We start from the raw sequence: 23,049 nt of genomic DNA on the forward strand, positions 1-23,049 counted from the left end.
TTGTCGCATTAACGCGACGAGTTCACCTAGCAAGCGAGATTACGGATCATGTCGCCCCGCCGCCCCCATACCCATCTTGTCGCCATGCCGACAGCGATGCTGACCGGGGCCCTGCTTTCCTTGACGGTCGGCACTGCCTTGTACATTGCCACGGCCGAAGCCATCGAAAGCGACGCCTCGACGCGCTTCCGCGGCATGACGCGCACCGCCCAGTACGCCATCGACGCGCGCATCAAGAGCTATACCGACGTCCTGCGTGGCATGGCCGGACTGTTCCATGCCAATCCGGACGCCAGCGCCGACGACTTCCGCCACTACGTCGAGCAGCTCGACATCAGCCGCAATTTTCCCGGCATCGAAGCCATGAACTATGCGCGCACGGTCGGCCCGGGCGGCCTGGCGGCGGTCGATGCCGACGTACGCCGTCGCCTGCGCCAATACGGCATGCCGGAGCCTGCCAGGAAGCTGCGGCCCGTGCCCGGACGGGACACCTATACGGTCCTTGTCTACATGGAACCGGCGATCCCGGAATCGCTGGACAAGCTCGGCCTCGACCTGGAAGCGAACAGCTATATCCGGCGCACGGCGGCGGAATCGCGCGACAACAACACGATCGCCGCCTCGGGCCTGCGGGTCAACATCCTGCCCGGCTCCGGCCCGACCCAGAACATCCTGGCAATGCGCCTGCCGGTGTACCGCAGCGGCATGCCGATCGACACCGTAACCCAGCGCCGCGCGGCCTACATCGGCTCGGTCGGCATCGGTTTCGGCGTCAACAAGATGGTCAATGGCGCACTCGAAGGTTTCCCGGTGAATGGCGTGCGCCTGGTGCTCACCGACCTCAACGACGTACCGCCGGCGCCGGGCGAAGAGCGGCCCAGCGCGGTCCTGTACGACAGCCATGTGCAAGCGAAAGTCCGCACGCCGCGCCTGCTCGACGATGCCGGGCTGCTGCGGGCCACCCTGCCGATCGAATTCAACCAGCGCAAATGGCACGCCGAATTCAGTATCGCCAAGTCGGCCCTGTACACGCGCTTCGACCTGTTCTATCCGTGGCTGGCCGCGCTGGCCGGTTCGCTCAGCACCGCCCTGCTCTACGCGCTGTTCCAGACCATGGCCTCGTCGCGCCGCAGCGCGCTGCGCATGGCCGAGGACATGACGCGCGAACTGCGCGCGAGCCAGGCCAAGCTGCAGGCCACCAACGAGAAACTGCGCCAACTGGCCGCGCACGCGGAACAGATCAAGGAAGGCGAACGCAAGCGCATCGCACGCGAGATCCACGACGAGCTCGCACAGAACCTGCTGGCGCTGAAGATCGAGGCCGAGATCCTGGCCAACCGCACGCGCGACCAACATGGCCGCCTGCACGAGCGGGCCGCCGCCACGGTGCGCCAGATCGACAGCACGATCCGCAGCGTGCGCCAGATCATCAACGACCTGCGCCCGAACGTGCTCGACCTCGGCCTGAATGCGGCGGTCGACTGGCAGGTGAGCGACTTCGCGCGCCGCACCGGCATCGAATGCGAGCTGGTCGAAGACGAGAACGAACACCACCTCGACGACCAATGCGCGACCGCCCTGTTCCGTATCCTGCAGGAGTCGCTCAACAACGTGGCGCGGCATGCACGCGCGAGCAAGGTGCGCATCGACCTGCACCAGCACGCCGACATGCTGACCATGACGATTCGCGACAACGGCATCGGCATGCAGCCGGGCAGCCGCAACCGTACCGGTTCGTTCGGACTGGTCGGCATTGAAGAACGGGTCAATATTCTCGGCGGCAGTTTCTCGATCAGCAGCGGACCGGATACCGGCACCACCATCGTCGTCACCATTCCTGTCAGCCTGCAGCAAAGCGTGCGCGGCCTGACCGCGCAGGACAGCAACCTGGTCCTGTCCACGGTGGGATGAGCATGTGTTGCAATGGCGCCCGTATCCGTATGTCGCATTTCCGCACAGCAGTTTCTTGCTTGACAGAACGCAAAATTAACACTGACCGTCCGCATGACAATTGTTATCACTGCCTCCGGTCAACGAGCAGTTTCCGGCTTCCGATTAACGCGTAACGTTCACTTCATTCAGGAGGGACAGTCTGACGTACCGCTTCAAACTAGGGATAAAAAGAAATGCCTATATAAACTTTGAAACCATAAGGTGATCACAATGTCGACCAATGAATTCGCAGCGATTGAAACGCTTGATCTTGCCCCGATCAAAATGAAACTGATGCATGTGGAGTCCGGCGAAGGCTGGTCCTCACTGCGGGCCAACGCGGTGGAGGCGGAGTACCGCCGCTTCCTCCACCTGATGAAGAAATATCCCGACTCGGGAGCATCGCCCAGCGTCGACGTCGACACCTTCTGGCACTACCACATCCTGGACACGATGAAGTACGCACTCGACTGCGAGACCGTGTTCGGCTACTTCCTGCACCACTATCCCTATGTCGGCATCGGCGCCAGCGCAAACGATGGCGACCACGCCGCCGGCGGCGAGCGCATGCGCCAAATCTACGACGCCGAATTCGGCGCCGGGGCGGCTGCGAACGACGCTTACGCCTACTGCTCCTCGCCGAACAAACGCTTCGACGTCGCCGGCGCCGCCTACGCATACTGTTCCTCGCCGAACAGGCCGCTCCAGACCGGCGCTGCATACGCCTACTGCTCTTCGCCGAACCAGCCGCTCGCTGCCGATGCCGCGACCGCCTATTGCTCGTCGCCGAACAAGCGGGGCGAGGCTGCCAACGCGCATGCCTACTGCTCCTCGCCGAACAAGTCGGCCGAAGGCGCATACGCCTACTGCTCCTCACCGAACAAGCCGGGCCATGGCACCTACGCCTACTGCTCCTCGCCGAACCAGCCACGCCAGGCCGCCACCGCGACCTACGCTTACTGCTCCTCGCCGAACAAACCGCGTGCCGCCGGCAACGACGCCAGCGCGTATTGCTCCTCGCCGAACAGGCAGTTTGAAGCCGGCGCCGCGACCGCTTACTGTTCGTCACCGAACAAGCCGGGCAACGCTGCCAACGAAGCATTCGCCTATTGCTCTTCGCCGAACAAGCCTTCACAGGCAAAGGCCGATGCAGCCAGCAAGGCGCTGGCTCACGCAGCCTGATTCGTTTCCCTCACTCGTTCCCCTCACGGCTGGTACGGCGCAACGCGCCTACCGGCCGTTTTTTTGGCGCTGTCATCGCTACGTGTAGAAACTGAACTGTTGAGCTGAGCGGATGTCCAACCTGGACCGAATGACCAGGAGGTACGATGAGGTCCCAAGGCTTTCGCCGCTTGCTGCGGCAGCTCGCTTCGCTCAACTGGCAACAGCGTTCGCAACTGATTGAAGCCTTGCGCCCGGCCGTCGGCCTGGACAGGGTGTGCGCAGCAATCGAGGGCGTACGCCCCGCGCCCACTGGCTGCCCTGGCTGTGGCAGCGGACGCCATTACCGCCACGGGATCGTCCGGGGCCTTCAGCGTTACCGCTGCCGTGATTGTGGGCGCACCTTTAGCGCCTTGAGCGGCACGCCACTCGCCAGGCTGCGCCATCGCAGCAAGTGGCTGGATTACCTCAAGGAGATGCTCGATTCACGCAGTGTGCGTGCGGCGGCCAAGCTGGTCGGCGTGCACCGCAACACCAGCTTCCGCTGGCGCCATCGCTTCCTCCACGGAGTTCGTCATGACCAGCCGGAACGCCTGGCCGGGATCGCCGAGGCCGATGAGATGTTCCTGCTCGAATCGCAGAAGGGATCGCGCCAGCTCGAGCGACCCGCGCGCAAGCGTGGCGGCGTCGCTCATCGCCGCGGCATAGGCCAACAGCACGATTGCATCCTCGTTGCCCGCGATCGCAGCGGCCTGACCTGCTCCTTCGTCACGGGACGGGCGGCGGTCACGGCCAGGCAGCTGCACCGGTATTTGCTGCCCGTGCTCGACCCAGAGATCCTCCTGGTAACCGATGGACACAAGGCTTACCGGACGTTCGCGCGCGAGGCGCGCATTGCGCACGCCTTCGTCACCCTGCGAGCCGGCGAGCGCGTGCGCGGCGTGGTCCACGTACAAAATGTGAATGCCTACCACCAGCGCCTGCGCAGTTGGCTGTCACGTTTTCATGGCGTCGCCTCACGTTACCTTCCGAACTACCTCGCCTGGCGCTGGGCGCTGGATGGGGACCGCATCGCGGCGCCGGAACGCCTGCTACAAGCGGCATTAAACCGCTTCCACATTCGACGGTGACAGCGCCTTTTTTTAGGTCGCGAAGGACTGCAACTGAACGTATGGCTTGATCATCAGCGCGCGCAGTTCGCGGATGCTGAGTTCACTTTCCTCATGCATGCGCAGCAGGAGCGTGGCACCGATCGGCAGTGTGTTGTGGCGGATCTTGCTGATCACCGGAGGTGCTACTTCGAGCAAGCGCGACAGGGCGGCGTCGTTCTTCAGGCGAAGCTTGGCGATGATGGCGTCGAGGACGCGGTTGGGGTCGTATTCCGCTCCGGGCGGAAGGCGTCTGATGGGCATGCGAATCTTTCAGGATTATTAAATATTTGTCACTTTCCGTGATCTTTAAGGAATTATTTGCACACAGAGGCAAAATGGCATCATTTGTACGGCTTTTTACCTCAGGGGCGAAATGATACACATTTGGATATATTTTTGCACAAGGCATCGCCGTTTTCGAAGCCAAGCTCCAATACGGATCGACGTGCGCAGGCCTCCGGCGGGTGTCCGGATGGCGTCGGTATGGCGGGGGATGCCGTCCCGGACACGGGACGGCGGCAGGCTTACTTCTTCTTGGCTGCGGCCTTGGCCAGAGCGCTGCCCTGGTACAGGGTGCGGGCGTCAGTGTGGGCGCGCTCGAGGGTGCGCATCTCGGGCTTGTCGTCGTGTGCTACGAAATATTCTTTGTCCTGCGCGGCGACGACGATCTTGATGGCGGCGGCGTCCGCCACGCCGTATTTTTCGACGATCAGGGTGGTGACTTCGTCGAGGTATTCTTCATAGGTCATGCTGGCCTCTCTTTTCAAGTGCCCGATTGTACGGGAGGCCGACGCGCTTCGGCTACTGCAGCCGCCAGTGCCGCCGCCACGTCGGGATAGCGCAAGCGCACGCCGAGCTCGCGTTTCAGACGCGTATTGTCGAGGCGCCGCGACTCCGACATGAAGGACAGCAGCGTCGGCGTCACCACCGCCTGCAGCGCGGCGCGCGGCAGGCGCGGCGGACGCGCGAGGCCATGGGCATCGGCCACCGCATCGAAATAGTCGCCCATCTTCATGCGGGTGTCGTCCACCGCATGCACCACCCGTCCCCCGCGCGCACGAAATAGCGCCCGCGCCACGATGCGCGCCAGGTCGTCGGCGTGAATGTGGTTGGTGTACACGTCGTCTTCCGCACGCAATGCCGGCGTGCCCTGCTCCAGGCGCTTGAGCGGCAAGCGGTCGGCGGCGTAGATGCCGGGCACGCGCAGGATTGCCAGGCGCGCTTCCCTTGCTAGCGCCCAGGCGCGCAGCACGCGCTCGGCGTCGACGCGCCGCAGTGCGCGTGCGTTGCGCGGCGCCACCGGCCGCGTCTCATGTACCAGTTCGCCGCCGCAGTCGCCATACACGCCGCTGGTGCTGACGTAGACCAGGCGCGCGGTCTTGCCGAGCGCCGCGACCAGGTGGCGCGTGCGGCGATCGACGCTGCCTTCCGGCTGCGGCGGCGCCAGGTGCACGATCCAGTCGGCCAGGCCGCGCAGGCGCCCCAAGGTCGCGGGCTGGTCGAGGTCTGCCACCACCGGCACTGCCCCGGCGGCGCGCAGCTCGGCGCAGCGCTCGCGCTGGCTGGTGAGGGCGAACAGGCGAAAGCGCCCGGCAAGCAGCGGCAGCAGGCGCATGCCGACGTCGCCGCAACCGACGACGAGCAGGCGCGGCCGCCTGAACAGGTTTGGTTTGGTCATCACGGCAGGCATTGTATGCGAGCCGGCCGCGCGTCGCTCAGGCGACGGTATCGTCGGCCGCCCTGGCTGCCGCCGCAGCCAGCACCGGCATGGCCACGATCAGGCCAAGGCCGAGCGGCAGCATCGCCACCAGGGTCATGAGCGCGCCCAGCACGACCACCGTCAGGAAGGGCAGCGGATTGCGTAGCGATGCCGCCACGCTCAGGACCAGCGCGCGGCCCACCTTGACGCGCCGCTCCACCACCAGCGCCGGGGCCATCCAGATGGTGGAAAACACCAGCATCACCAGCAGCTGGGCGAAGGCGAATGCATAGAACATGCCCTTGCCGAAGTGCGTGGCGCTGTACAGGCCCTGCATGGCGGCGCCGGTGGCGATCGCGCCGACGATCATCACCTGGACCATCGACACGGCGGCCAGGATGAGCGCCAGCAGCCACAGCGAGGGATTGCGCCAGGCGCCGCTGCCGGCCAGGAAGGCCTCGCCTTCGCGGTCCATGCGGCAGTAAGCCGCAACTGTCCCGAGGTAGATGGTGGCCACCATCGGATACAGGATCCCGCCGCGCGTGCCGAGCAGCCATACCAGGATCAGCGCACCGGCGCTGAGCACGACCAGCGGCTGCCAGCGACGGCGGAAACAGGCCCACCCGGCTGCCAGCCAGGCCAGCCCCGCGCCATGAGGCACCTGGAGGATGGTGGTGTTCGGCGCCGCGGCCGGGGTATCACTGGCTTGCATGGGGTTCCTCGAGAAGTCGATGCCGATGGATTGTATAGCGTATCGCCCATGCCTTTTGGCAGGGCCGGCAGAAAACCCAGGCTGGATAGCGGCCTGCGGGACGCACCTGCAACGTGTAAAATAGCCAAGAGTTATACAACCTGCAAAAGCCATTTATGACGTTCCAGATCACCGTCCAGCCCAGCGGCCACCAGTTCAGCTGCGAGGCCGACGAAACCGTTCTCTCCGCCGCCATCCGCGCCGGCATCGGCCTGCCCTACGGCTGCAAGAACGGCGCCTGCGGCTCGTGCAAGGGCAAGGTGCTCGAAGGGGAACTCAGCCACAAGCCGCATCAGCAGCGCGCCCTGTCCGACATCGAAAAGACCCAGGGCATGTCCCTGTTCTGCTGCGCCGTGCCGCAGCAGGACCTGGTGATCGAAGCGCGCGAAGTGGGCGGCAGTTCCGAGTACCCGGTGCGCAAGATGCCGACCCGAATCGCCGGCATCAAGAAGGCCGCGCCGGACGTCGCCATCGTCACGCTGCAGCTGCCGGCCAACGAGGCGCTGGCCTACCGCGCCGGCCAGTACATCGAATTCCTGCTCAAGGACGGCAAGCGCCGCGCCTACAGTATCGCCTGCGCGCCGTCGTTCAGCGGACCGCTGGAGCTGCACATCCGCCACCTGGCGGGCGGCCTGTTCACCGACCACGTGTTCGGCGCCATGAAGGAGCGCGACATCCTGCGTTTCGAAGGCCCGCTCGGCACCTTCTTCCTGCGCGAAGAATCCAGCAAGCCGATCGTGCTGCTGGCCTCGGGCACCGGCTTCGCCCCGGTGAAGGCGCTGGTCGAGCACCTGATGCACCTGAAGTCCACGCGCCCCGTGCGCCTCTACTGGGGCGGCCGCCGCCCACAGGACCTGTACATGGACGAACTGTGCCGCGCCTGGGAAACCACGCTGCCGGACTTCCAGTACATCCCGGTGGTGTCGGACGCGCTGCCTGAGGATGCCTGGCAGGGCCGCACCGGCTACGTGCACGTGGCCGTGATGCAGGACATCCCGGACCTGTCGGGCCACCAGGTCTATGCCTGCGGCGCGCCAATCATGGTGGAATCGGCGCGGCGCGACTACGTGGCGCAGTGCGCTCTGCCGGAGGATGAGTTCTTTGCGGATGCGTTCACGTCGGAAGCCGACCTCGCATAATCCGTAGGGTGGGCGGCTTGTGATCTGGTCCACCGGACCAGATCACCGCACGTGGTGAATGTTATCGGCTCCGTTTTCGTGCCGGATGATCTCACTGTAAACTACCACCGCGTGGGCGGGAGACCCGCCCACCCTACGAAAATCCGCCACTTCGGGCACAATGGAATGCTAACGACTTCCAGCATCGTCCCCGAAAGCCCTACATGTCCCTGCTGTCCTCTTCCAGCGGCCTGGCCGTCCTGCGCAACCGCAACCTCTCCTTCTACCTGTCGGCGCGCTTCCTCGGCACCCTCGCGGTGCAGATGCAGAGCGTGGCCATTGGCTGGCAGGTCTACCAGATCACCGGCAGCCTGTTCGACCTCGGCCTGATCGGCCTGGCGCAGTTCGCGCCCTTCCTGGTGCTGATCCTGTGGGCCGGCCACGTGGCCGACCGCCACAACCGCCGCAACATCGTCCTGCTGTGCATGGCCACCCAGCTGCTGTGCAGCCTGCTGCTGGTCGGCTTCACCGCCAGCGGCAGCAACATCGTCTGGCCGGTGTTCGCGATCCTGGTGCTGTTCGGTTCCGCGCGCGCCTTCATGATGCCGGCCTCGCAGGCGGTGCTGAAAAACCTGGTATCAGACCGCGATTTCAGCCAGGCCGTGGCCCTGAGTTCCTCGACCTTCCACGTGGCCGTGATCGCCGGTCCGATCATCGGCGGCCTGCTGTACGCCTTTGGCCCAATGACCGTGCACATGGTCGCGGCCAGCCTGCTCACCGTCGCGGTGCTGTGCATGTCCGGCACCCGCGCCGCCAAGCAAGTACGCAGCCAGGGACCGGTGAGCCTGTCCTCGCTGCTCGAAGGCCTGCGCTTCGTGTGGTCGCGCCCAATCGTGCTGGGCGCAATCTCGCTCGACCTGTTCGCGGTGCTGTTCGGCGGCGCCACCGCCCTGCTGCCGGCCTATGCGCACGACGTGCTGCACGCCGGCCCGCAGGCCCTCGGCCTGCTGCGCACCGCGCCTGGCCTGGGCGCGGCCCTGTGCTCGATCCTGCTCACCTTCTTCCCGATCACGCGCCGGGTCGGCCTGTGGATGTTCGGTGGCGTTGCGGTATTCGGCCTGTGCACGCTGGTGATGGGCTTCACCAGCAGCTTCCCGGTGGCCCTCGGCGCCCTGTTCCTGCTCGGCGCGGGCGACATGGTGAGCGTCTACATCCGCCATCTGCTGGTGCAGTACGAAACGCCGGACGACATCCGCGGCCGCGTCAGCGCGGTGAACTCGGTGTTCATCGGCGCCTCGAACGAGCTGGGTGAATTCGAATCGGGCGTCACCGCCGGCTGGCTGGGACTGGTGCGCGCAATCCTGCTCGGCGGCGCCGCCACGCTGGCGGTGACCGGCCTGTGGGCGGTGCTGTTCCCCGTGCTGTCGCGCATGGACCGCTTCCCGCACCACGAAAAAGAACAGAACGAACGGGCGCAGGCGTGAAGCGTGAGGCGCTGAGCGTACTGGTGGTCGAAGACCATCCGACCATTGCGCGCCAGCTGGTCGACTTCCTCGAGGGCCTCGGCTGGCAACTTGACCACGCCGGCACCGGGGGCCTGGCGATCCGGCTGGCCACCGAGCACCCCTATGACGTGGTGCTGCTCGACCTCAACCTGCCCGACGTCGACGGCCTGCAGGTCTGCCGCGCGATCAAGGCCACGGCGCCGCGCAACGTCCCGGTGCTGATGCTGACCGCACGCGATGCCTTCGAGGACAAGGCCCAGGGCTTTCGCGATGGCGCTGACGACTATCTGGCCAAGCCTTTCGACCTGCGTGAGGTCGCCCTGCGCTGCGAGGCGCTGGCGCGCCGCGGCGTGCTGCACCAGCCGCAGGAACTGCGGGTCGGGCCCTTGACCCTCCTGGTGCGGGAGAAGCGCGCGCTGTACCAGGATGTGCCGCTTGGCCTGACCCAGACCGGCTTCAGCATCCTGCTCCTGTTGTGCCGCGAGCACCCGCACCCGGTTTCGCGCTCGGCGCTGATCCAGCACCTGTGGGGGGCCTCGCCGCCCGACAGCGACGCGCTGAAGTCGCACATCTACACGCTGCGCAAGACGCTGGAACAGGCCTCGAACTGTAAGCTGCTGGCCACCATCCTGCAGCTCGGCTACCGGCTCGACCTCGATGACTAAGTCGATCCGCCGTAGCCTGTTCGCCGCGCTGGCAGGCTTCACCATCCTGATCTGCCTGTGCTACACCGGCCTGGCGGTGGTAATCGCCTACGTCACCGAAGACATGCTGGTCGAGCGTCTGCTCGAACGCGAGGCGCAGGCAGTCGAGCGCCACCTCGGCCGGCACGGCAGCCTGCCCCGGCCCTCGTCCGACCTGATCGCCATCCATGCCAGCCGAGCCAGCCTTCCCGCCGCGGTACAGGCGGCCACCGCACCCTCAAGCCTGCGCGCCGAGGTATTCACCGACACCGGCCAGCACTATCACCTGATGGTGCGCGACATGCCCGGCGCGGGCCGCGTTTACCTACTGGCCGACGTGGCGCCGATGCTGGTGGTGTCGAAGGTGGTGCAGGACGTCGGCGGCGTGTTGATCTTCTTCGCGCTGCTACTGGTCGCCCTCGCCCTGCTGCTGGCCTGGCTGCTGGCGCGCCGCCTGGTGCTGCCGCTGCAGCGGCTCGCCGTGGAGGCGCGCGCCCTGCATCCAGGGGGTGTGGCCGCCTTCAGCGCACGCCACCGCCCCGACGAAATCGGCGAACTGGCCGAGCGCCTGGAATCGAGCTTCAACGCCCTGCAGGCCGCGCTGCGCCGCGAGCACGATTTCACGCGCGACGTCGGCCACGAACTGCGCACGCCGCTCACCGTCATGCGCAATACGCTGGCGTTGGCCGAGGCGAGAAGCCTGCGCCCTGACGAATTGACCCAGCTGCGCACGGGCCTGGACGAGATCGGCGCCAGCATCGACGTCTTGTTCGCACTCGCGCGCGCCGAGCACGTCGGCCACGAGGTGTTCGACCTGCGCGCCAGCATTGAGACCTGCATGTTGCGGCTGCCCGGCGCGGCCGAATGGAGTGAAGAGCGCCTGGCGCTCAGGCTGCCGGAACGCCTGCCGGTGGAGGGCAACCGCCACCTGGCCGGCGTTCTGCTCAACAACTGCATCGGCAATGCGCTGTTCCATGGCGGGCCAACAACTCGCCTCAGCATCGCATGGGAGCACGGAAGGCTGAGCCTTGCCAACACAGTGGACACCGGCCAGCACGGCCAGGTGCAGGGTTTTGCGCACGGCCAGAACCTGCTGCGGCGGGTGGCCCGGGCCATGGGCTGGGACATCGCTTTCCACCCTGGCCCCGACAGCTACCGAGTGGAGATCCTCCCTTTGCCCGCATCATAAAAAGCCGGCGGATTTCACCGCGATTTCACCGTCGCCCCCCTACGCTGGCGGCTCCATTACTACGGAGCCCCCATGAAAAAGATCCTGATCGCCCTGCTGGTCCTGTCCAGCGCCTGCAGTACCGCCTTCGCCCAGGTCGGCAGCCTAGTGCACAAGGAAGCAAAGCGCCGCTACATCGTCTACACGCCGCCTTTATACCAGAGCGACACCCAGCCCTATCCGGTCGTCTTCAACTTCCACGGCAGCGGCATGAGCATGGCCGAGCAGATGCTCTACACCGGCATGAACCGGGCCGCGGACCGGCACCGCTTCATCGTGGTCTACCCGCTGGGCATCGAGCGCGACTGGAACGTGGGCTTCGGCACGTCCTACCTCGGCGGCAGCGACGACGTCGGCTTCACCGAAGCGCTGCTGGCAAAGCTCAAGAAGGATTACCGCGTCGACGCCGGCCGGGTGTATGCCACCGGGCTGTCACGCGGCGGCTTCTTCGCGCTGCGGCTGGCGGCCGAGCTGCCGCAATCCTTCGCGGCGGTGGCTTCGGTCGGCGCGCCGATGCCCGAGCCGGTGATCCAGCACCACGGCAAGCCGGGCAAGGTAGGCGTCATGCTGATCCACGGCACGGCCGACCAGGTGGTGGCCTATGAGGGAAAGGCGGGCGGCTACCTGTCCGCGGCCGACAGCCACCGCTACTGGATCAAGCACAACGGGCTCGCGTCCTCAGCCGAACAGTCGCGCGCCATCGACGCGGACAAGGGCGACGGCACCGCTGTCAGCATCATCGAACAGGGCGACCGGGAGACCCGCGTAAGCCTGGTGACGGTCAAGGACGGTGGCCACACCTGGCCCGGCGCCGATGCCTTCAATGTCGGCCTCCCGATAGGCAAGACCACGCGTGACGTGGACGCAAACGAGCTCATCTGGCAGTTCTTCGCGCAGCATCGCCGCTGAGGAACATGGTCGGCCTTGCAACTTGCGGGACCGGCCCCACCTGACTTAACAGGACGCGGTGCAAATCGCGCCGCAGGTAAGATGTAAGCGTTATGACAACAGGAGCAAATCTATGCAAATTAACGTCAATACCGACCGCACCATCAGCAACAGCCCGGGCCTGGAAGAACATGTGCAAACGGTGGTCAACGGGTCGATTGGTCGTTTCAGCGACCATCTCACCAGTGTCGAAGTGCACCTGAGCAATGAAAACCGCGAAAAGCACGCCGACGGCGGCAATTCGTGCATGATGGAAGCCCGCGTGCGTGGCTACCAGCCGGTCGTGGTCCATGAGCACGCCGATGAATTGCACCAGTCGATTAAAAACGCTGGCAATAAGCTGGCGCGCGCGCTCGACAGCGCACTTGGCCGACTGCAGGACAAGAACAAGCATACGTCGCCCGCCATCGATGACCCCTTGTCCGACAAGCACCTGACTGATTCGTAATGCGTCCGGCGTACGCCCTGCTCCTGGGCGTACGCTGTTATCGCGCCGCGCCTTCCACCATTGCCCGTACCTCGCGCAGATAGCGCAGACCGGCCAGCGCGCGACTGCCGTACCACGACATCATTTCCCCATCGACCAGGAAGACCGGGATGCCGAGCTGCTTCTCGAGCGCGTCCGCGTGCGCTTCCGTGAAGCGGTAGGGCTCGGTGGACAGCAGCACCGCGTCGAGCTGGCCGACCAGTTGTTCCGACCAGTCGAAGCGCGGGTAGCGGGCCTCGCCCAATTCAGGGACTTGCCAGCCCAGCTCGGCCAGCATCGCGGCGATGTAGGTGTTCTTCGACACGCTCATCCACGGATCCTGCCAGATGCAATACAGGACGGTGCGCCGCGGCAGCGCCGGTAAGGTGCGCAGGGCCGCGTATTCCTGCTCGAACTCGGCGCACCAGCGCTCCGCAGCCGCTTGGGCCCCGAAAATCCCGCCCATCAGCCGCGCCAGCGCCAGATTGTCGACCGGGACGACAGGATGCGTGACGACGATGTGCGGCACGAATTCGGCCAGCTGCTCGACCGTCGGCTTCTCGTTCTCGTCGATGTTGACCACCAGATGGGTCGGCGCCAGCTTGCGGATCTTGTCGACATTGACATCCTTGGTGCCGCCGACCTTCGGGATGCGCGCCACCGTCTCCTGCGGATGGATACAAAAGCCAGTGCGGCCGACCAGTTGATCGGCCAGTCCGAGCTCGCACAGCAGTTCGGTAATCGAGGGCACCAGCGACACGATGCGGGCCTCGGGCGCGGGAAGATGCTGGTGGCCGAGGGCGTCGACCAGGGATGGATTCGTCATGGCCGCTATTTGACCACTGTTGTTTCTGAAACGCTACCCGGTCCGCCCGGGTTGCAATGGGTTATCATTCCATGTCGTACTTACCGTGTCGTAATGACGCTTTCCACAAGAGAAACCCTTGGACCCCATCGGCACCTTCGGTGCATCCCCCTACGCCACGCGCGACCTGCAGCTGTTCCGCGACGCCGACGACCCGGCCGTCACGGCGGCGCTCGCCTCGTGCTCGGTGATACGGGTGGCGGCCGGCCAGCGGGTCGAGGACGGCTTGCGGGCGCGCCTCTACATCGTGCTCTCGGGCACGCTGGAAGTGGCGCCGGATGACCACAGCGGCAACGAGGACAGCGGGGTGACCCGTGTCCTGCCCGGCGAAAGCGTGGGCGAACAGGCCGTGCTGGACGACGCCGTCAACCTGGCCGCGATGACCGCGCTGGAAGACTGCGAGCTCTTGGTGATCGAACCGGAGCTGGTGTGGCAGCTGATCGACCGCTCGAACGTGCTGGCGCGTAACCTGCTGCGCCTGCTCTCTTTCCGCGTGCGCGCCGCCAATGCCCAGCTGAAGCGCCGCCAGAAGCTGGGCGAGTTCTACCGCCAGCTCTCGCTCAACGACGGCCTGACCGGTCTCTACAACCGCGCCTGGCTCAACGAAATGCTGCCCAAGCTGGCCGCCCGCGCGCGCCAGGACAGCAGCCCGCTGTCGGTCATCATGATCGACCTCGACCACTTCAAGCGCTTCAACGACACCCACGGCCACATCGCCGGCGACGCCGCCCTGTCGAGCGCGGCCGCCGTGATCCGCGAATCGCTGCGGCCCTCGGACTTCGCGGTCCGCTACGGCGGCGAAGAGCTGATGGCGGTGCTGCCCGATACCCAGACCGGCCTCGCCGAAATGGTGGCGCAGCGCCTGGCCGAACGGCTGCGCACGGCCGTGGTGTTCCCGGACATGCGCCTGCCCCTGCCCCACATTACCGGCTCCTTCGGAGTCGCCTGCCTGCCCTTTGGCGGCAACGAGCACGACCTGGTGGCGGCCGCCGACGCCGCGCTGTACCGCGCCAAGGAAGCCGGACGCGACCGCGTCAGCATCTAGTCCAGGCCAAGACCGCTGCTCGCAACGGCTGACGCCGCGCGGATTCTATGCCACCATGGCGCCTGCCCGCTATACCAGAACAATACATGAGCACGCATACCTTCCTCTGGCACGACTATGAAACCTTCGGCGCGACCCCGCGCCGCGACCGCCCAGCCCAGTTCGCGGCCATCCGCACCGACGCCGACCTGAACGAGATCGGCGAGCCGATCATGCTGTACTGCCAGCCGGCGCCGGACTTCCTGCCCGACCCGCAATCCTGCCTGATCACCGGCATCACGCCCCAGCACTGCCTGGAACAAGGCGTGCCGGAACATGAATTCGCGCGCCGGATCGAGGCCGCCTTCAGCGAGCCGGGTACGGTCGGCGTCGGGTACAACACGATCCGCTTCGACGACGAAGTGACGCGCCACCTGTTCTGGCGCAACCTGATCGACCCTTATGCGCGCGAATGGCAAAACGGCTGCGGCCGCTGGGACTTGCTGGACGTGGTGCGCATGACCTATGCGCTGCGCCCGGACGGCATCGAGTGGCCGCGCAAGGAAGACGGCAAGCCGAGCTTCCGGCTGGAACACCTCACCGCCGCCAACGGTCTGTCGCACGAGGCTGCGCACGATGCGCTGTCCGATGTGCGCGCCACCATCGCCCTCGCCCGCCTGATCCGCAGGGCGCAGCCCAAGCTGTTCGACTTCTGCCTGGAACTGCGCCGCAAGGACCGGGTCGCCGCCGAGATGGGCCTGCACCTCGATCCCGCGCAGCGCCAGCCCTTCCTGCACGTCTCCGGCATGTTTCCGGTCGAGTACGGCTGCCTGGGCCTGGTGTACCCGCTGGCGCAGCACCCGACCAACAAGAACGAGATCCTGGTATGGGACTGCCGCCACGATCCGTCGGAACTGTTCGACCTGGACGTCGAGACGATCCGCACCCGCCTGTTCACGCGCAGCGCCGACATGCCGGAAGGGATGACGCGGCTGCCGATCAAGAGCGTCCACCTGAACAAGTCGCCGATGCTGGTCGGGAACCTGAAAACCCTGCACCCGAGCATGGCCACGCGCTGGGACATCGATCTCGAGCGCGCACGCGCGCATGCGGCGCTGGCCGCTGGCGGACGCAACATGGCGGCGATCTGGGCCGAGGTGTTCAAGAAACCCGCTGCCACGGACGAAGTCGACGTGGACGAAGACCTGTACGGTGGCTTCGTGGGCAATGGCGACCGCCGCAAGCTGGAATCGCTGCGCCACGAAAAGCCTGAAGCGCTGGCCGGCATGCGGCCCTCGTTCGAGGACGAGCGCCTGGGCGAGCTGTTCTTCCGTTACCGCGCGCGCAACTTCCCGCAGACCCTGTCGGAAGCAGAAATGCAGCAGTGGGAAGCCCATCGGGCGGCGCGCCTGTTCGACGGGGCCAATGGAGCGCGCACCGTGGATCAACTATTCGGGGAGATCGACGCGCTGTCGGAGACCGCGGACGAGCGGGCGGAGGAGATCCTCGGCGCGCTGTATGACTATGCGGAGATGATTGCGCCGAGCAGGTATTAAGATTCTCGAGGCTGAGTCCCAATGGCGGCTTGGGCGCGTTCTCGGTGCCCGGCCAGTTGAACACTTTCCCGGGCCTCTGCAGCCGCCCGGGAACGGGCGCATCGTCACATACGCGACGAGGGATGTCGGTCCTTTAATTCTCCAAAGGACACGACGTCACCATCATCGGTTGTCCACCGCAGGTTTTCGACTGGCACGCCGACACGTTGGCTGGCATAGATCACCGTACCTATGCCTTTGTAATGCTCAGCCGGTCTGGACTCGATGAGAAGAATGAAGTTCGGATCGCTGTGCAGTGCCGATGCAAGTGCATCAGCAACCTCATCCATTCCAATCAATCGGCGACCGTCGATCACGATGGTTGTATCGTCTACAACGACTGCAGAAATCAGACGGTTCATGTCTAGCTGCGCGCGGCGTTGATCGCGTCGCGGGTCTCGCGTGCAACGCGGCGGGCGGCTGCCGCGAAATCCTCACCCGCCTGCGGCGCCGCATACAGGATCGCGCGCGAGGAATTGATCATCATCCCGGTGCCGTTCGCCGTGCGTCCCGCCTTGACGGTCGCCTCCACATCCCCGCCCTGCGCCCCGACACCGGGGATCAGGAGCGGCATGTCGCCCACCAGCTTGCGCACCTGCGCGATCTCTTCCGGGAAGGTCGCGCCGACCACCAGCGCCAGCTGGCCATTGCGGTTCCACTTCTCGGCCACGAGCTGGGCCACGTGCTGGTACAGCGGGCGGCCGCCCACGTCCAGGAACTGCAGGTCGGAGCCGCCTGCATTCGAGGTACGGCACAGCACAATCACGCCGCGGTCCGCCCATTCCAGGTAGGGCTCGACCGAATCGAAGCCCATGTAGGGGCTGACCGTCACCGCATCCGCGCCGTAGCGCTCGAAGGCTTCGCGCGCATACTGGTGGGCGGTGGCGCCGATGTCGCCGCGCTTGGCGTCGAGCACCAGTGGGATGTGCGGATATGTGTCGCGCAGGTAGGTGCAGATTTCTTCCAGTTGGGCCTCGGCGCCGAGCGCGGCGAAGTAGGCGATCTGCGGCTTGAAGGCGCAGGCCAGGTCGCTGGTGGCGTCGATGATCGCCTTGCAGAACTGGACGATGGCGTCCGGTTGCCCCTGCAGATGCGCCGGGAAGCGCGCCAGGTCCGGATCGAGCCCAACGCACAGCAGGGAATTGTTGCGGGTCCATGCAGCGGAAAGTTTGTCGATGAAATTCACGTCGGGGCCCCTTGTCAGTCGATTATTGCGAACCCGCTATTGTACCTGCCAGTCATCGGACGGGCCGCAGGCCGTGGACGATGCGCCAAAAGATCTTTACATCATGTATATTTTGACCATTCGACAACTTGCCATGGACAAAACGATCATGACATCTACCCTCTTCTCCCGCTGGACCCGCACCCTGGCCGTGGCCGTTCTCACCGGTACCCTGCTGTCCGGCTGCGGCTACAACGAGTTCCAGACCAAGGACGAGGCGACCAAGGCAGCCTGGGGCGAGGTGGTGAACCAGTACCAGCGCCGCGCCGACCTGATTCCGAATCTGGTCAACACCGTGAAAGGCTATGCCTCGCACGAGCGCGAGACCCTCGAGGCGGTCACGCGCGCCCGCGCCGCGGCCACCAGCTTCCAGATCACGCCGGAAGTGCTGAACAATCCCGAAGCCTTCCAGAAGTTCCAGCAGGTGCAGGGCGAGCTGTCCGGCGCGCTGTCGCGCCTGATGGCCGTGTCCGAGAAGTACCCGGACCTGAAGGCCGACACCAGCTTCCGCGACCTGCAGTCGCAGCTGGAAGGCACGGAGAACCGCATCACGGTGGCGCGCCAGCGCTATATCGCGTCGGTGCAGGACTATAACGTCACCGTGCGCAAGTTCCCGACCAACCTGACCGCGATGGCCTTCGGCTACGAGGCCAAGCCCTCGTTCACGGTCGAGAACGAGAAAGCGATCTCGACGGCGCCGACGGTCAACTTCGGCAAATAAGGACAGGCACACGATGCACGCGTCGAGCGGCCGTTTCTTGCGTTCCCTGTGGGCCTTGCTGCTGGCTTTCGTGCTGGCCGCGCCCGCGTTTGCCCAGCTCAAGCAGGTTCCGGCCTTGAGCGGGCGCGTGGTCGACGAAGCCGGCATGCTCGACGCCAGCCAGCGCGAGCGCTTGAGCGCCGTGCTGGCCGACTATGAGGCGCGCACCGGCAGCCAGATCGCGGTGTTGCTGGTGAAATCGACCGAACCGGAAGCCATCGAGCAGTTCAGCATCCGCGTCACCGACGCCTGGAAGCTGGGACGCAAGGGCGTCGATGACGGCGTGCTCCTGATGGTGGCGCGCGACAACCCGAGCGCGCTGCGCCGGCTGCGCATCGAGGCCGGACGCGGGGTGCAGGGCGTGCTCACCGACGCGCAGTCGAAACGCATCCTGCAGGACGTGATCGCACCGCACTTCCGCCAGAACCATTATTACGAAGGCCTGGTGGCCGGCGTTGGCGCCATCGCCACCTTGCTGAACCAGGAAAAATTCCCGGCCCCGGCACAGCAACAGCTGCCGCAGCGCCAGGTGCAGCAGGACAGCGGCGGCTTTTCGCTGTTCGGCATCATTCCCCTCATCATCGGCTTCTTCCTGCTGCGCTCGATCTTCCGTCCACGCCGCAGCCGGCTGTCCCCGCATCATTGGGGGCGCAACAGCAGTGGCCTGGGCAATGTCGCCACCGGCATCATCCTTGGCAACATCATGAGCGGCATGGGGCGCGGTGGCGGCGGCTTCGGCGGCGGTGGGGGCGGCTTTGGCGCGCCGGCTTCTCCGGCGGCGGGGGCAGCGTCGACGGCGGCGGCGCCTCGGGAGCCTGGTAATGGGTATTGGACAAAACATCAAGCGCGCCTGGCGCCACCTGGGCAGCAGCAGCGCGGACGCCAAGCGCGCCTTCCCGGAAGCGACGCTCACGGCGATCACGGAAGCCATCACGGCCGGCGAGCAGACCCACCGCGGCGAAGTGCGCCTGATCGTCGAAAAGGCCCTGCCCTTCGACGACGCCTGGGACGGCGTGAGCAACCGCCAGCGTGCCCTGGCCCTGTTCGCCGACTACGGCGTGTGGGACACCGAGGACAACTGCGGTGTGCTCATCTACATCAACCTGGCCGAGCACAAGGTGGACATCGTCGCCGACCGCGGCATCGACCGCAGGATCGACAGCGCCACCTGGCAGGCGGTATGCCGCACCATGACCGAAGGTTTCAGGGACGGCCAATTCCACGATGCGACCCTGGGCGCGGTCAAGCAGGTGAACGAGCTGCTGCGCCAGCACTTCCCGGCCAACGGCAGCCGCGCCAACGAATTGCCCGACAAGCCGCTGATGCTGTAAGGTGTGCGTATGCGCGGGGCACGCGGCCCGGCGGCGCAGCGACCAGGCTTTCAAGGCGGGCACATCATGGATAGCGCTCTGGCATCTCCAGGTAAATCCGTTTCGCCGTGGTTGGCGCGCTGGCGCTCCCTGCGCGAACGGCATCCCTACCGCGCCGCGCTGGCGCTGGGCAGCAGCATGGGTCCGCTGGGCCTGCTCTGCGCCGCCATCGCCTACCAGCTCGCCGGATTTTTCCTGCCGCCCGAACTATGGGGCAGCTCGGCCGCGAGCGGACTGCGCTGGTTCAGCCCCGCCGGCATGGTGGTCATGGTCCTTGTCTACGCACCGCTCCTCGAGACCCTCGCGCAATGGCTGCCGATTGAAATTGCGCGCCGCCTCGACGCCGGCCCGCTCGTGTGGGTACTGTCTAGCGCGCTCCTGTTCGGCTTCGGCCACTACGTGAACGGCGGCCCGCTGCACGGGATCACCAGCTTCTGCACCGGGATCGTGCTCGCCTGCGCGTATGCGGCGCTGCGGCGCGAGGGCGTCGGTCCTGCCTATGTCGCCGCCGCCAGTGCGCATGCGGTCCAGAACGGGATGGTCATCGGCATCTCCGTGCTCCAGGCGACGGGTGCCGCATAGGCTTGCGGAGGCTGCGGCCGGGACGGAATGGCCGGCGGCTTTCGAGGCTGGCTACAATGGCGGCTTTTAATGCTACGAAAGAGCGCCATGAGACTAGCCAACAAAACCGCGATCGTGACCGGCGCCAGCCAGGGCATCGGCCTTGCCTGCGCCACCCGCCTGGTGCAGGAAGGCGCGCGTGTGATGCTCGTCGACGTCCGTCCCGAAGGCGCGCAGGCTGCCGCCGCACTGGGCGAGGCGGCGCGCTTCTACCAGGCGGATGTCAGCCTGAAGCCGGAGGTGGATGCGATGATCGCCGCCACGCTGAGCGCCTTCGGCCAGATCGACATCCTGGTCAACAATGCCGGCGTGACCCATGCGGCCAACTTCCTCGAGCTGGAAGAAGCCGACTTCGACCGCGTCCTGCGCATCAACCTGAAATCGATGTTCCTGTGCAGCCAGGGCGTGGCGCGCGAGATGGTCAAGCGCCAGGCGGGCTGCATCATCAACATGTCGAGCGTGAATGCCGAGCTGACGATTCCGAACCAGGTGCCCTACGTCGTCTCCAAGGGCGGCGTCAACCAGCTGACCCGCGTGGCCGCAATCAGCCTTGCGGAACACGGAATCCGCGTGAATGCGATCGGCCCGGGTACGATCCTGACCGAACTGGCCAAGAAAGCCGTGCTCGGCAGCCCGGAAGCGCGCCACACGATCCTGTCGCGCACGCCCCTGGGACGCTGCGGCGAGCCGGAAGAAGTGGCCTCGATCTGCGCCTTCCTGGCCAGCGAGGACGCCTCTTACATGACCGGCCAGACCCTGTACGCGGACGGCGGCCGCATGGCGCTGAATTACACGGTGCCGGTGCGCGAATAGAAAATCAGGGGGTGCTTATTGGAACAGATATGCGAATTATCAATGTCTGGTATCCGTATTCAAAATTGGACGTATATTTGGCGACGCAGCATAATTGCACCTGTCTCCACTATTCTCCTCCAAGAAAATAGTTTTAAGCCCGCCTCGAGCGGGCTTTTTTTTGTCCCGCCACGCGCGTCCTGCGCCATATTGTTGAGATCACTAGCAGCTGGAACAGTTCGCGCGCAAGGGGGTGGCGTTTGATCGCTGTCACGGCGTGGTCACAATCAAGCCATATACTTTGAATCACCTGCCGTACACGCAACCGATATGCGTGATGGCAGCAGGTGTGCTGCACGGCGTGCAACACACCAACCGAATTCGCGTCTCTTGGCCCGATCTTGGGTTGTGCCCGTCAGCTCCTGACGGGCATTTTTTTCTTCATATTGGCAACACGCTAACAAAAAAATCCCGGCACAGCTTGAAGCCGCACGGGATTTGGCTATGATGAAGCTCCCGCCTTGCAGTTTTCCTTGCCTGCAGGGTTGCGGAGACAACATGATAATGGGAGCCTGTCCTATGAATCTACGTGTATCCGAGACTTACGCGCATCCGCCCGAAGCCCCCTCGCGCCGCCACCACGCGGACGGCGGCCTGGTGCTGAGCGAACTGAATCCCCATGCCGTCATCGACCAGCTCGACGAAGACAGCGTCCCGCTGAACCTCCTGACCTTCGGCAGCGTGCGCGAAATCTGTCCCAAGTGCGAGCACACCCACCTGAAGCTGGTGCTGCGGCAGAACAGCGTGCGCATGGCACACCTGTTCTGCGCCGATTGCGAAAGCTGTTTCGACGCCCACTATGCGGACGGCGCCCCGGCGCTGACGATCTGAGCGCCAGGCGCTCTTCCGGTGTGACAAGCAAGAAGAATGGCATGGTATCGTTGGCATTTGCCCAACGATCTGCCGCCATGCCCGCTTTCCTGTCGCTCCTGCTGCTCGATCCCCGCCTGCGTTCCGCCCGTATCAAGGCCGCCCTGCTGCTGTATGCGGGCGTGCTGGTGGCCGGATCAATCCCGGGGGCGCGTGCCGAGGTGGGCGAATTCGCGCCAGGGGTGGTGCTGCACGGCTTCACCTACGCCTTCCTGGCCCTGCTGTGGTTCCTCGGCAGCACGGGGAGCGGACCGGTGCGCGCCGCCAAGGCGGTGCTGGCGATCGCCCTGATGGGCGCCGGCGACGAGCTGGTCCAGAGCTTCCTGCCTTACCGCAACGGCGATGTGCGCGACTGGATGGTCGACGTCACCGCCGCCGTGCTGACCAGCACCCTGCTGGCCGTGCTGCTGCCTCAGGACAGCGTGCGCCAGCGCTGACCTTCCTTCCCCCCGAAAAATCTGCCGCCCTCGTGGCGAGCTTGATTCAGCTCAGCTTGAACCCGAGTCAGCTGGAACGCTGACGCCTTTCTCCCCTCTCACTCCAGTGGCACGTGGCATCGTCACGCATCCGATTGAACATCCACGATTGAACATCCACCATAAGGAGTTGATCATGAAGCAAAAACACCAGAGCATGATCCTGGCGGGCTTGCTGACTGTCGCGCTGGGCCTGACCGGGTGCTCCAGCATGCGCGGCGGCGGCGACAGTTCGTCCGGCGGCAGCAGCGGCACGAGCGGCAGCACCTCGGGCGGTTCCAGCGGCACCGGCGGCGCAACCGGCACCGGCGGTTCCAGCAGCTACGGTTCGGGCAGCGCCACCGACGCGTCCGGCAATCCCACCGGCAGCAGCGGCAGCTCGAGCAGCAGCGGCAGCAGCATGGGGAGCGGCAGCTCGGGCAGCTCGGGCGCCATGGGCAGCACCGGCGCGTCCGGCGCCACCGGCGCCTCGAGCGCGGCCAGCGCCTCGCCCAACAGCACCGTGCTGGCGATCGAGGTCATCCCGCGCGCAAGCGCCGGCAGCATGGGCAGCTCCGGCTCGTCCGGCAGCACCGGCTCGAGCGGCGCCACCGGCTCCAACAGCTACCGCATCACGGTGCGCATGGACGACGGCAGCACCCAGGCCATCACCCAGGACACCACGCCCGACTTCCGCAGCGGCGACCGGGTGAACGTCACCAGCGGCGCCATCCAGCGCTGAAGCATCGCCGCGGTCGCCCCAGGCATAA

Annotated in this window: 25 protein-coding genes and 1 pseudogene; 19 read left to right on the forward strand and 7 right to left on the reverse strand. The window is 65.6% G+C overall.

All coding sequences use genetic code 11. The features are described from left to right. The first annotated feature begins 48 nt into the window (after window positions 1-48). The 3 genes from GV068_RS03580 to GV068_RS03590 all read left to right on the forward strand — a co-directional run bounded on the left by GV068_RS03580 (window position 49) and on the right by GV068_RS03590 (window position 4,223). Window positions 49-1,911 carry a CHASE domain-containing protein gene (locus GV068_RS03580; protein WP_229463657.1) on the forward strand — a complete coding sequence of 621 codons (1,863 nt, stop codon included), beginning with the start codon at window positions 49-51 and terminating at the stop codon, window positions 1,909-1,911. A gap of 306 nt (window positions 1,912-2,217) precedes the next feature. After that, window positions 2,218-3,114 carry a hypothetical protein gene (locus tag GV068_RS03585; protein WP_229463659.1) on the forward strand — a complete coding sequence of 299 codons (897 nt, stop codon included), beginning with the start codon at window positions 2,218-2,220 and terminating at the stop codon, window positions 3,112-3,114. A 146-nt stretch (window positions 3,115-3,260) separates the two neighbouring features. Beyond that, a complete protein-coding gene (locus tag GV068_RS03590) occupies window positions 3,261-4,223 on the forward strand; it encodes an IS1595 family transposase (protein WP_159696035.1) in 963 nt (320 codons plus the stop codon). A gap of 12 nt (window positions 4,224-4,235) precedes the next feature. Here the strand turns inward: GV068_RS03590 and GV068_RS03595 are convergent, their stop codons facing one another. The 4 genes from GV068_RS03595 to GV068_RS03610 form a co-directional block, all read right to left on the reverse strand. Further along, window positions 4,236-4,505 carry a hypothetical protein gene (locus tag GV068_RS03595; RefSeq protein WP_159696036.1) on the reverse strand — a complete coding sequence of 90 codons (270 nt, stop codon included), beginning with the start codon at window positions 4,503-4,505 and terminating at the stop codon, window positions 4,236-4,238. Between the two features lie 263 nt (window positions 4,506-4,768). Next, on the reverse strand, window positions 4,769-4,993 hold the full coding sequence (locus tag GV068_RS03600) for a hypothetical protein (RefSeq protein ID WP_159696037.1): 225 nt from the start codon (window positions 4,991-4,993) through the stop codon (window positions 4,769-4,771). A 14-nt stretch (window positions 4,994-5,007) separates the two neighbouring features. Beyond that, the gene (locus GV068_RS03605) at window positions 5,008-5,922 is read right to left on the reverse strand and encodes an SDR family oxidoreductase (protein ID WP_159696038.1); all 915 of its coding nucleotides are present in this window, start codon (window positions 5,920-5,922) and stop codon (window positions 5,008-5,010) included. A gap of 37 nt (window positions 5,923-5,959) precedes the next feature. Continuing rightward, entirely contained in the window at window positions 5,960-6,655 is a 696-nt protein-coding gene (locus tag GV068_RS03610; protein ID WP_159696039.1) for a hypothetical protein, read from the reverse strand. Window positions 6,656-6,810: 155 nt separating this feature from the next. Here GV068_RS03610 and GV068_RS03615 point away from each other — a divergent pair, with 155 nt between their 5' ends. The 6 genes from GV068_RS03615 to GV068_RS03640 all read left to right on the forward strand — a co-directional run bounded on the left by GV068_RS03615 (window position 6,811) and on the right by GV068_RS03640 (window position 12,624). After that, window positions 6,811-7,833: a CDP-6-deoxy-delta-3,4-glucoseen reductase gene (locus GV068_RS03615; protein ID WP_159696040.1), complete on the forward strand. Its 1,023-nt coding sequence runs from the start codon at window positions 6,811-6,813 to the stop codon at window positions 7,831-7,833. Between the two features lie 203 nt (window positions 7,834-8,036). After that, window positions 8,037-9,296 (forward strand): MFS transporter, encoded by a 1,260-nt coding sequence (locus GV068_RS03620; protein WP_159696041.1) that lies wholly within the window; start codon window positions 8,037-8,039, stop codon window positions 9,294-9,296. After that, entirely contained in the window at window positions 9,293-9,982 is a 690-nt protein-coding gene (locus GV068_RS03625) for a response regulator transcription factor (protein ID WP_159696042.1), read from the forward strand. The genes GV068_RS03620 and GV068_RS03625 overlap by 4 nt, the downstream gene beginning before the upstream one ends. Then, entirely contained in the window at window positions 9,975-11,189 is a 1,215-nt protein-coding gene (locus GV068_RS03630; protein WP_159696043.1) for a HAMP domain-containing sensor histidine kinase, read from the forward strand. The genes GV068_RS03625 and GV068_RS03630 overlap by 8 nt, the downstream gene beginning before the upstream one ends. Window positions 11,190-11,261: 72 nt before the next feature. Further along, a complete protein-coding gene (locus GV068_RS03635; RefSeq protein ID WP_159696044.1) occupies window positions 11,262-12,137 on the forward strand; it encodes a PHB depolymerase family esterase in 876 nt (291 codons plus the stop codon). 112 nt (window positions 12,138-12,249) lie between these two features. Next, a complete protein-coding gene (locus GV068_RS03640; RefSeq protein WP_159696045.1) occupies window positions 12,250-12,624 on the forward strand; it encodes an HPF/RaiA family ribosome-associated protein in 375 nt (124 codons plus the stop codon). A 37-nt stretch (window positions 12,625-12,661) separates the two neighbouring features. Here GV068_RS03640 and GV068_RS03645 read toward each other — a convergent pair whose 3' ends face one another. After that, complete coding sequence (locus GV068_RS03645) at window positions 12,662-13,468, reverse strand: helical backbone metal receptor (RefSeq protein WP_159696046.1); 807 nt, start codon at window positions 13,466-13,468, stop codon at window positions 12,662-12,664. Between the two features lie 118 nt (window positions 13,469-13,586). Between GV068_RS03645 and GV068_RS03650 the strand changes: the two genes are divergently transcribed. Both GV068_RS03650 and sbcB read left to right on the forward strand, forming a co-directional pair. After that, on the forward strand, window positions 13,587-14,552 hold the full coding sequence (locus GV068_RS03650; protein WP_159696047.1) for a GGDEF domain-containing protein: 966 nt from the start codon (window positions 13,587-13,589) through the stop codon (window positions 14,550-14,552). 86 nt (window positions 14,553-14,638) lie between these two features. Next, window positions 14,639-16,087, forward strand: a complete 1,449-nt coding sequence (gene sbcB, locus GV068_RS03655) for an exodeoxyribonuclease I (protein ID WP_159696048.1) — start codon at window positions 14,639-14,641, stop codon at window positions 16,085-16,087. A gap of 104 nt (window positions 16,088-16,191) precedes the next feature. Here the strand turns inward: sbcB and GV068_RS03660 are convergent, their stop codons facing one another. Together GV068_RS03660 and pyrF are read right to left on the reverse strand one after the other, a co-directional pair. Then, the gene (locus tag GV068_RS03660; RefSeq protein ID WP_159696049.1) at window positions 16,192-16,488 is read right to left on the reverse strand and encodes a hypothetical protein; all 297 of its coding nucleotides are present in this window, start codon (window positions 16,486-16,488) and stop codon (window positions 16,192-16,194) included. A 2-nt stretch (window positions 16,489-16,490) separates the two neighbouring features. Next, complete coding sequence (pyrF, locus tag GV068_RS03665) at window positions 16,491-17,312, reverse strand: orotidine-5'-phosphate decarboxylase (protein WP_159696050.1); 822 nt, start codon at window positions 17,310-17,312, stop codon at window positions 16,491-16,493. Between the two features lie 148 nt (window positions 17,313-17,460). Here pyrF and GV068_RS03670 point away from each other — a divergent pair, with 148 nt between their 5' ends. The 8 genes and pseudogenes from GV068_RS03670 (at window position 17,461) to GV068_RS03705 (ending at window position 23,021) form a co-directional block, all read left to right on the forward strand. Next, entirely contained in the window at window positions 17,461-18,072 is a 612-nt protein-coding gene (locus GV068_RS03670) for a LemA family protein (RefSeq protein WP_159696051.1), read from the forward strand. A 13-nt stretch (window positions 18,073-18,085) separates the two neighbouring features. Further along, a pseudogene (locus GV068_RS03675) lies at window positions 18,086-18,933 on the forward strand (YgcG family protein). Continuing rightward, window positions 18,933-19,442 carry a TPM domain-containing protein gene (locus GV068_RS03680; RefSeq protein ID WP_159696052.1) on the forward strand — a complete coding sequence of 170 codons (510 nt, stop codon included), beginning with the start codon at window positions 18,933-18,935 and terminating at the stop codon, window positions 19,440-19,442. Before GV068_RS03675 ends, GV068_RS03680 begins: the two are co-directional and overlap by 1 nt. 66 nt (window positions 19,443-19,508) lie before the next feature. Then, entirely contained in the window at window positions 19,509-20,063 is a 555-nt protein-coding gene (locus GV068_RS03685) for a type II CAAX prenyl endopeptidase Rce1 family protein (protein WP_159696053.1), read from the forward strand. Window positions 20,064-20,150: 87 nt separating this feature from the next. Then, window positions 20,151-20,915 carry an SDR family NAD(P)-dependent oxidoreductase gene (locus GV068_RS03690; protein WP_159696054.1) on the forward strand — a complete coding sequence of 255 codons (765 nt, stop codon included), beginning with the start codon at window positions 20,151-20,153 and terminating at the stop codon, window positions 20,913-20,915. 558 nt (window positions 20,916-21,473) lie between these two features. After that, entirely contained in the window at window positions 21,474-21,785 is a 312-nt protein-coding gene (locus GV068_RS03695; RefSeq protein ID WP_159696055.1) for a hypothetical protein, read from the forward strand. Between the two features lie 77 nt (window positions 21,786-21,862). Next, entirely contained in the window at window positions 21,863-22,261 is a 399-nt protein-coding gene (locus GV068_RS03700; protein ID WP_159696056.1) for a VanZ family protein, read from the forward strand. 175 nt (window positions 22,262-22,436) lie between these two features. Continuing rightward, entirely contained in the window at window positions 22,437-23,021 is a 585-nt protein-coding gene (locus tag GV068_RS03705; protein ID WP_159696057.1) for a hypothetical protein, read from the forward strand. Window positions 23,022-23,049 lie beyond the last annotated feature (28 nt).

Source organism: Massilia sp. 9I, assembly GCF_902506415.1.
In the GTDB taxonomy this organism is placed as follows: domain Bacteria; phylum Pseudomonadota; class Gammaproteobacteria; order Burkholderiales; family Burkholderiaceae_D; genus Telluria.

Excerpts from the sequence above, each read along its gene's own strand:
- GV068_RS03580 (WP_229463657.1), top strand. The coding sequence starts at position 49 with ATGTCGCCCCGCCGCCCCCATACCCATCTTGTCGCCATGCCGACAGCG.
- GV068_RS03585 (WP_229463659.1), top strand. The coding sequence starts at position 2,218 with ATGAAACTGATGCATGTGGAGTCCGGCGAAGGCTGGTCCTCACTGCGG.
- GV068_RS03590 (WP_159696035.1), top strand. The coding sequence starts at position 3,261 with ATGAGGTCCCAAGGCTTTCGCCGCTTGCTGCGGCAGCTCGCTTCGCTC.
- GV068_RS03595 (WP_159696036.1), bottom strand. The coding sequence starts at position 4,505 with ATGCCCATCAGACGCCTTCCGCCCGGAGCGGAATACGACCCCAACCGC.
- GV068_RS03600 (WP_159696037.1), bottom strand. The coding sequence starts at position 4,993 with ATGACCTATGAAGAATACCTCGACGAAGTCACCACCCTGATCGTCGAA.
- GV068_RS03605 (WP_159696038.1), bottom strand. The coding sequence starts at position 5,922 with ATGACCAAACCAAACCTGTTCAGGCGGCCGCGCCTGCTCGTCGTCGGT.
- GV068_RS03610 (WP_159696039.1), bottom strand. The coding sequence starts at position 6,655 with ATGCAAGCCAGTGATACCCCGGCCGCGGCGCCGAACACCACCATCCTC.
- GV068_RS03615 (WP_159696040.1), top strand. The coding sequence starts at position 6,811 with ATGACGTTCCAGATCACCGTCCAGCCCAGCGGCCACCAGTTCAGCTGC.
- GV068_RS03620 (WP_159696041.1), top strand. The coding sequence starts at position 8,037 with ATGTCCCTGCTGTCCTCTTCCAGCGGCCTGGCCGTCCTGCGCAACCGC.
- GV068_RS03630 (WP_159696043.1), top strand. The coding sequence starts at position 9,975 with ATGACTAAGTCGATCCGCCGTAGCCTGTTCGCCGCGCTGGCAGGCTTC.
- GV068_RS03635 (WP_159696044.1), top strand. The coding sequence starts at position 11,262 with ATGAAAAAGATCCTGATCGCCCTGCTGGTCCTGTCCAGCGCCTGCAGT.
- GV068_RS03640 (WP_159696045.1), top strand. The coding sequence starts at position 12,250 with ATGCAAATTAACGTCAATACCGACCGCACCATCAGCAACAGCCCGGGC.
- GV068_RS03645 (WP_159696046.1), bottom strand. The coding sequence starts at position 13,468 with ATGACGAATCCATCCCTGGTCGACGCCCTCGGCCACCAGCATCTTCCC.
- sbcB (WP_159696048.1), top strand. The coding sequence starts at position 14,639 with ATGAGCACGCATACCTTCCTCTGGCACGACTATGAAACCTTCGGCGCG.
- GV068_RS03660 (WP_159696049.1), bottom strand. The coding sequence starts at position 16,488 with ATGAACCGTCTGATTTCTGCAGTCGTTGTAGACGATACAACCATCGTG.
- GV068_RS03670 (WP_159696051.1), top strand. The coding sequence starts at position 17,461 with ATGACATCTACCCTCTTCTCCCGCTGGACCCGCACCCTGGCCGTGGCC.
- GV068_RS03680 (WP_159696052.1), top strand. The coding sequence starts at position 18,933 with ATGGGTATTGGACAAAACATCAAGCGCGCCTGGCGCCACCTGGGCAGC.
- GV068_RS03685 (WP_159696053.1), top strand. The coding sequence starts at position 19,509 with ATGGATAGCGCTCTGGCATCTCCAGGTAAATCCGTTTCGCCGTGGTTG.
- GV068_RS03690 (WP_159696054.1), top strand. The coding sequence starts at position 20,151 with ATGAGACTAGCCAACAAAACCGCGATCGTGACCGGCGCCAGCCAGGGC.
- GV068_RS03695 (WP_159696055.1), top strand. The coding sequence starts at position 21,474 with ATGAATCTACGTGTATCCGAGACTTACGCGCATCCGCCCGAAGCCCCC.
- GV068_RS03700 (WP_159696056.1), top strand. The coding sequence starts at position 21,863 with ATGCCCGCTTTCCTGTCGCTCCTGCTGCTCGATCCCCGCCTGCGTTCC.
- GV068_RS03705 (WP_159696057.1), top strand. The coding sequence starts at position 22,437 with ATGAAGCAAAAACACCAGAGCATGATCCTGGCGGGCTTGCTGACTGTC.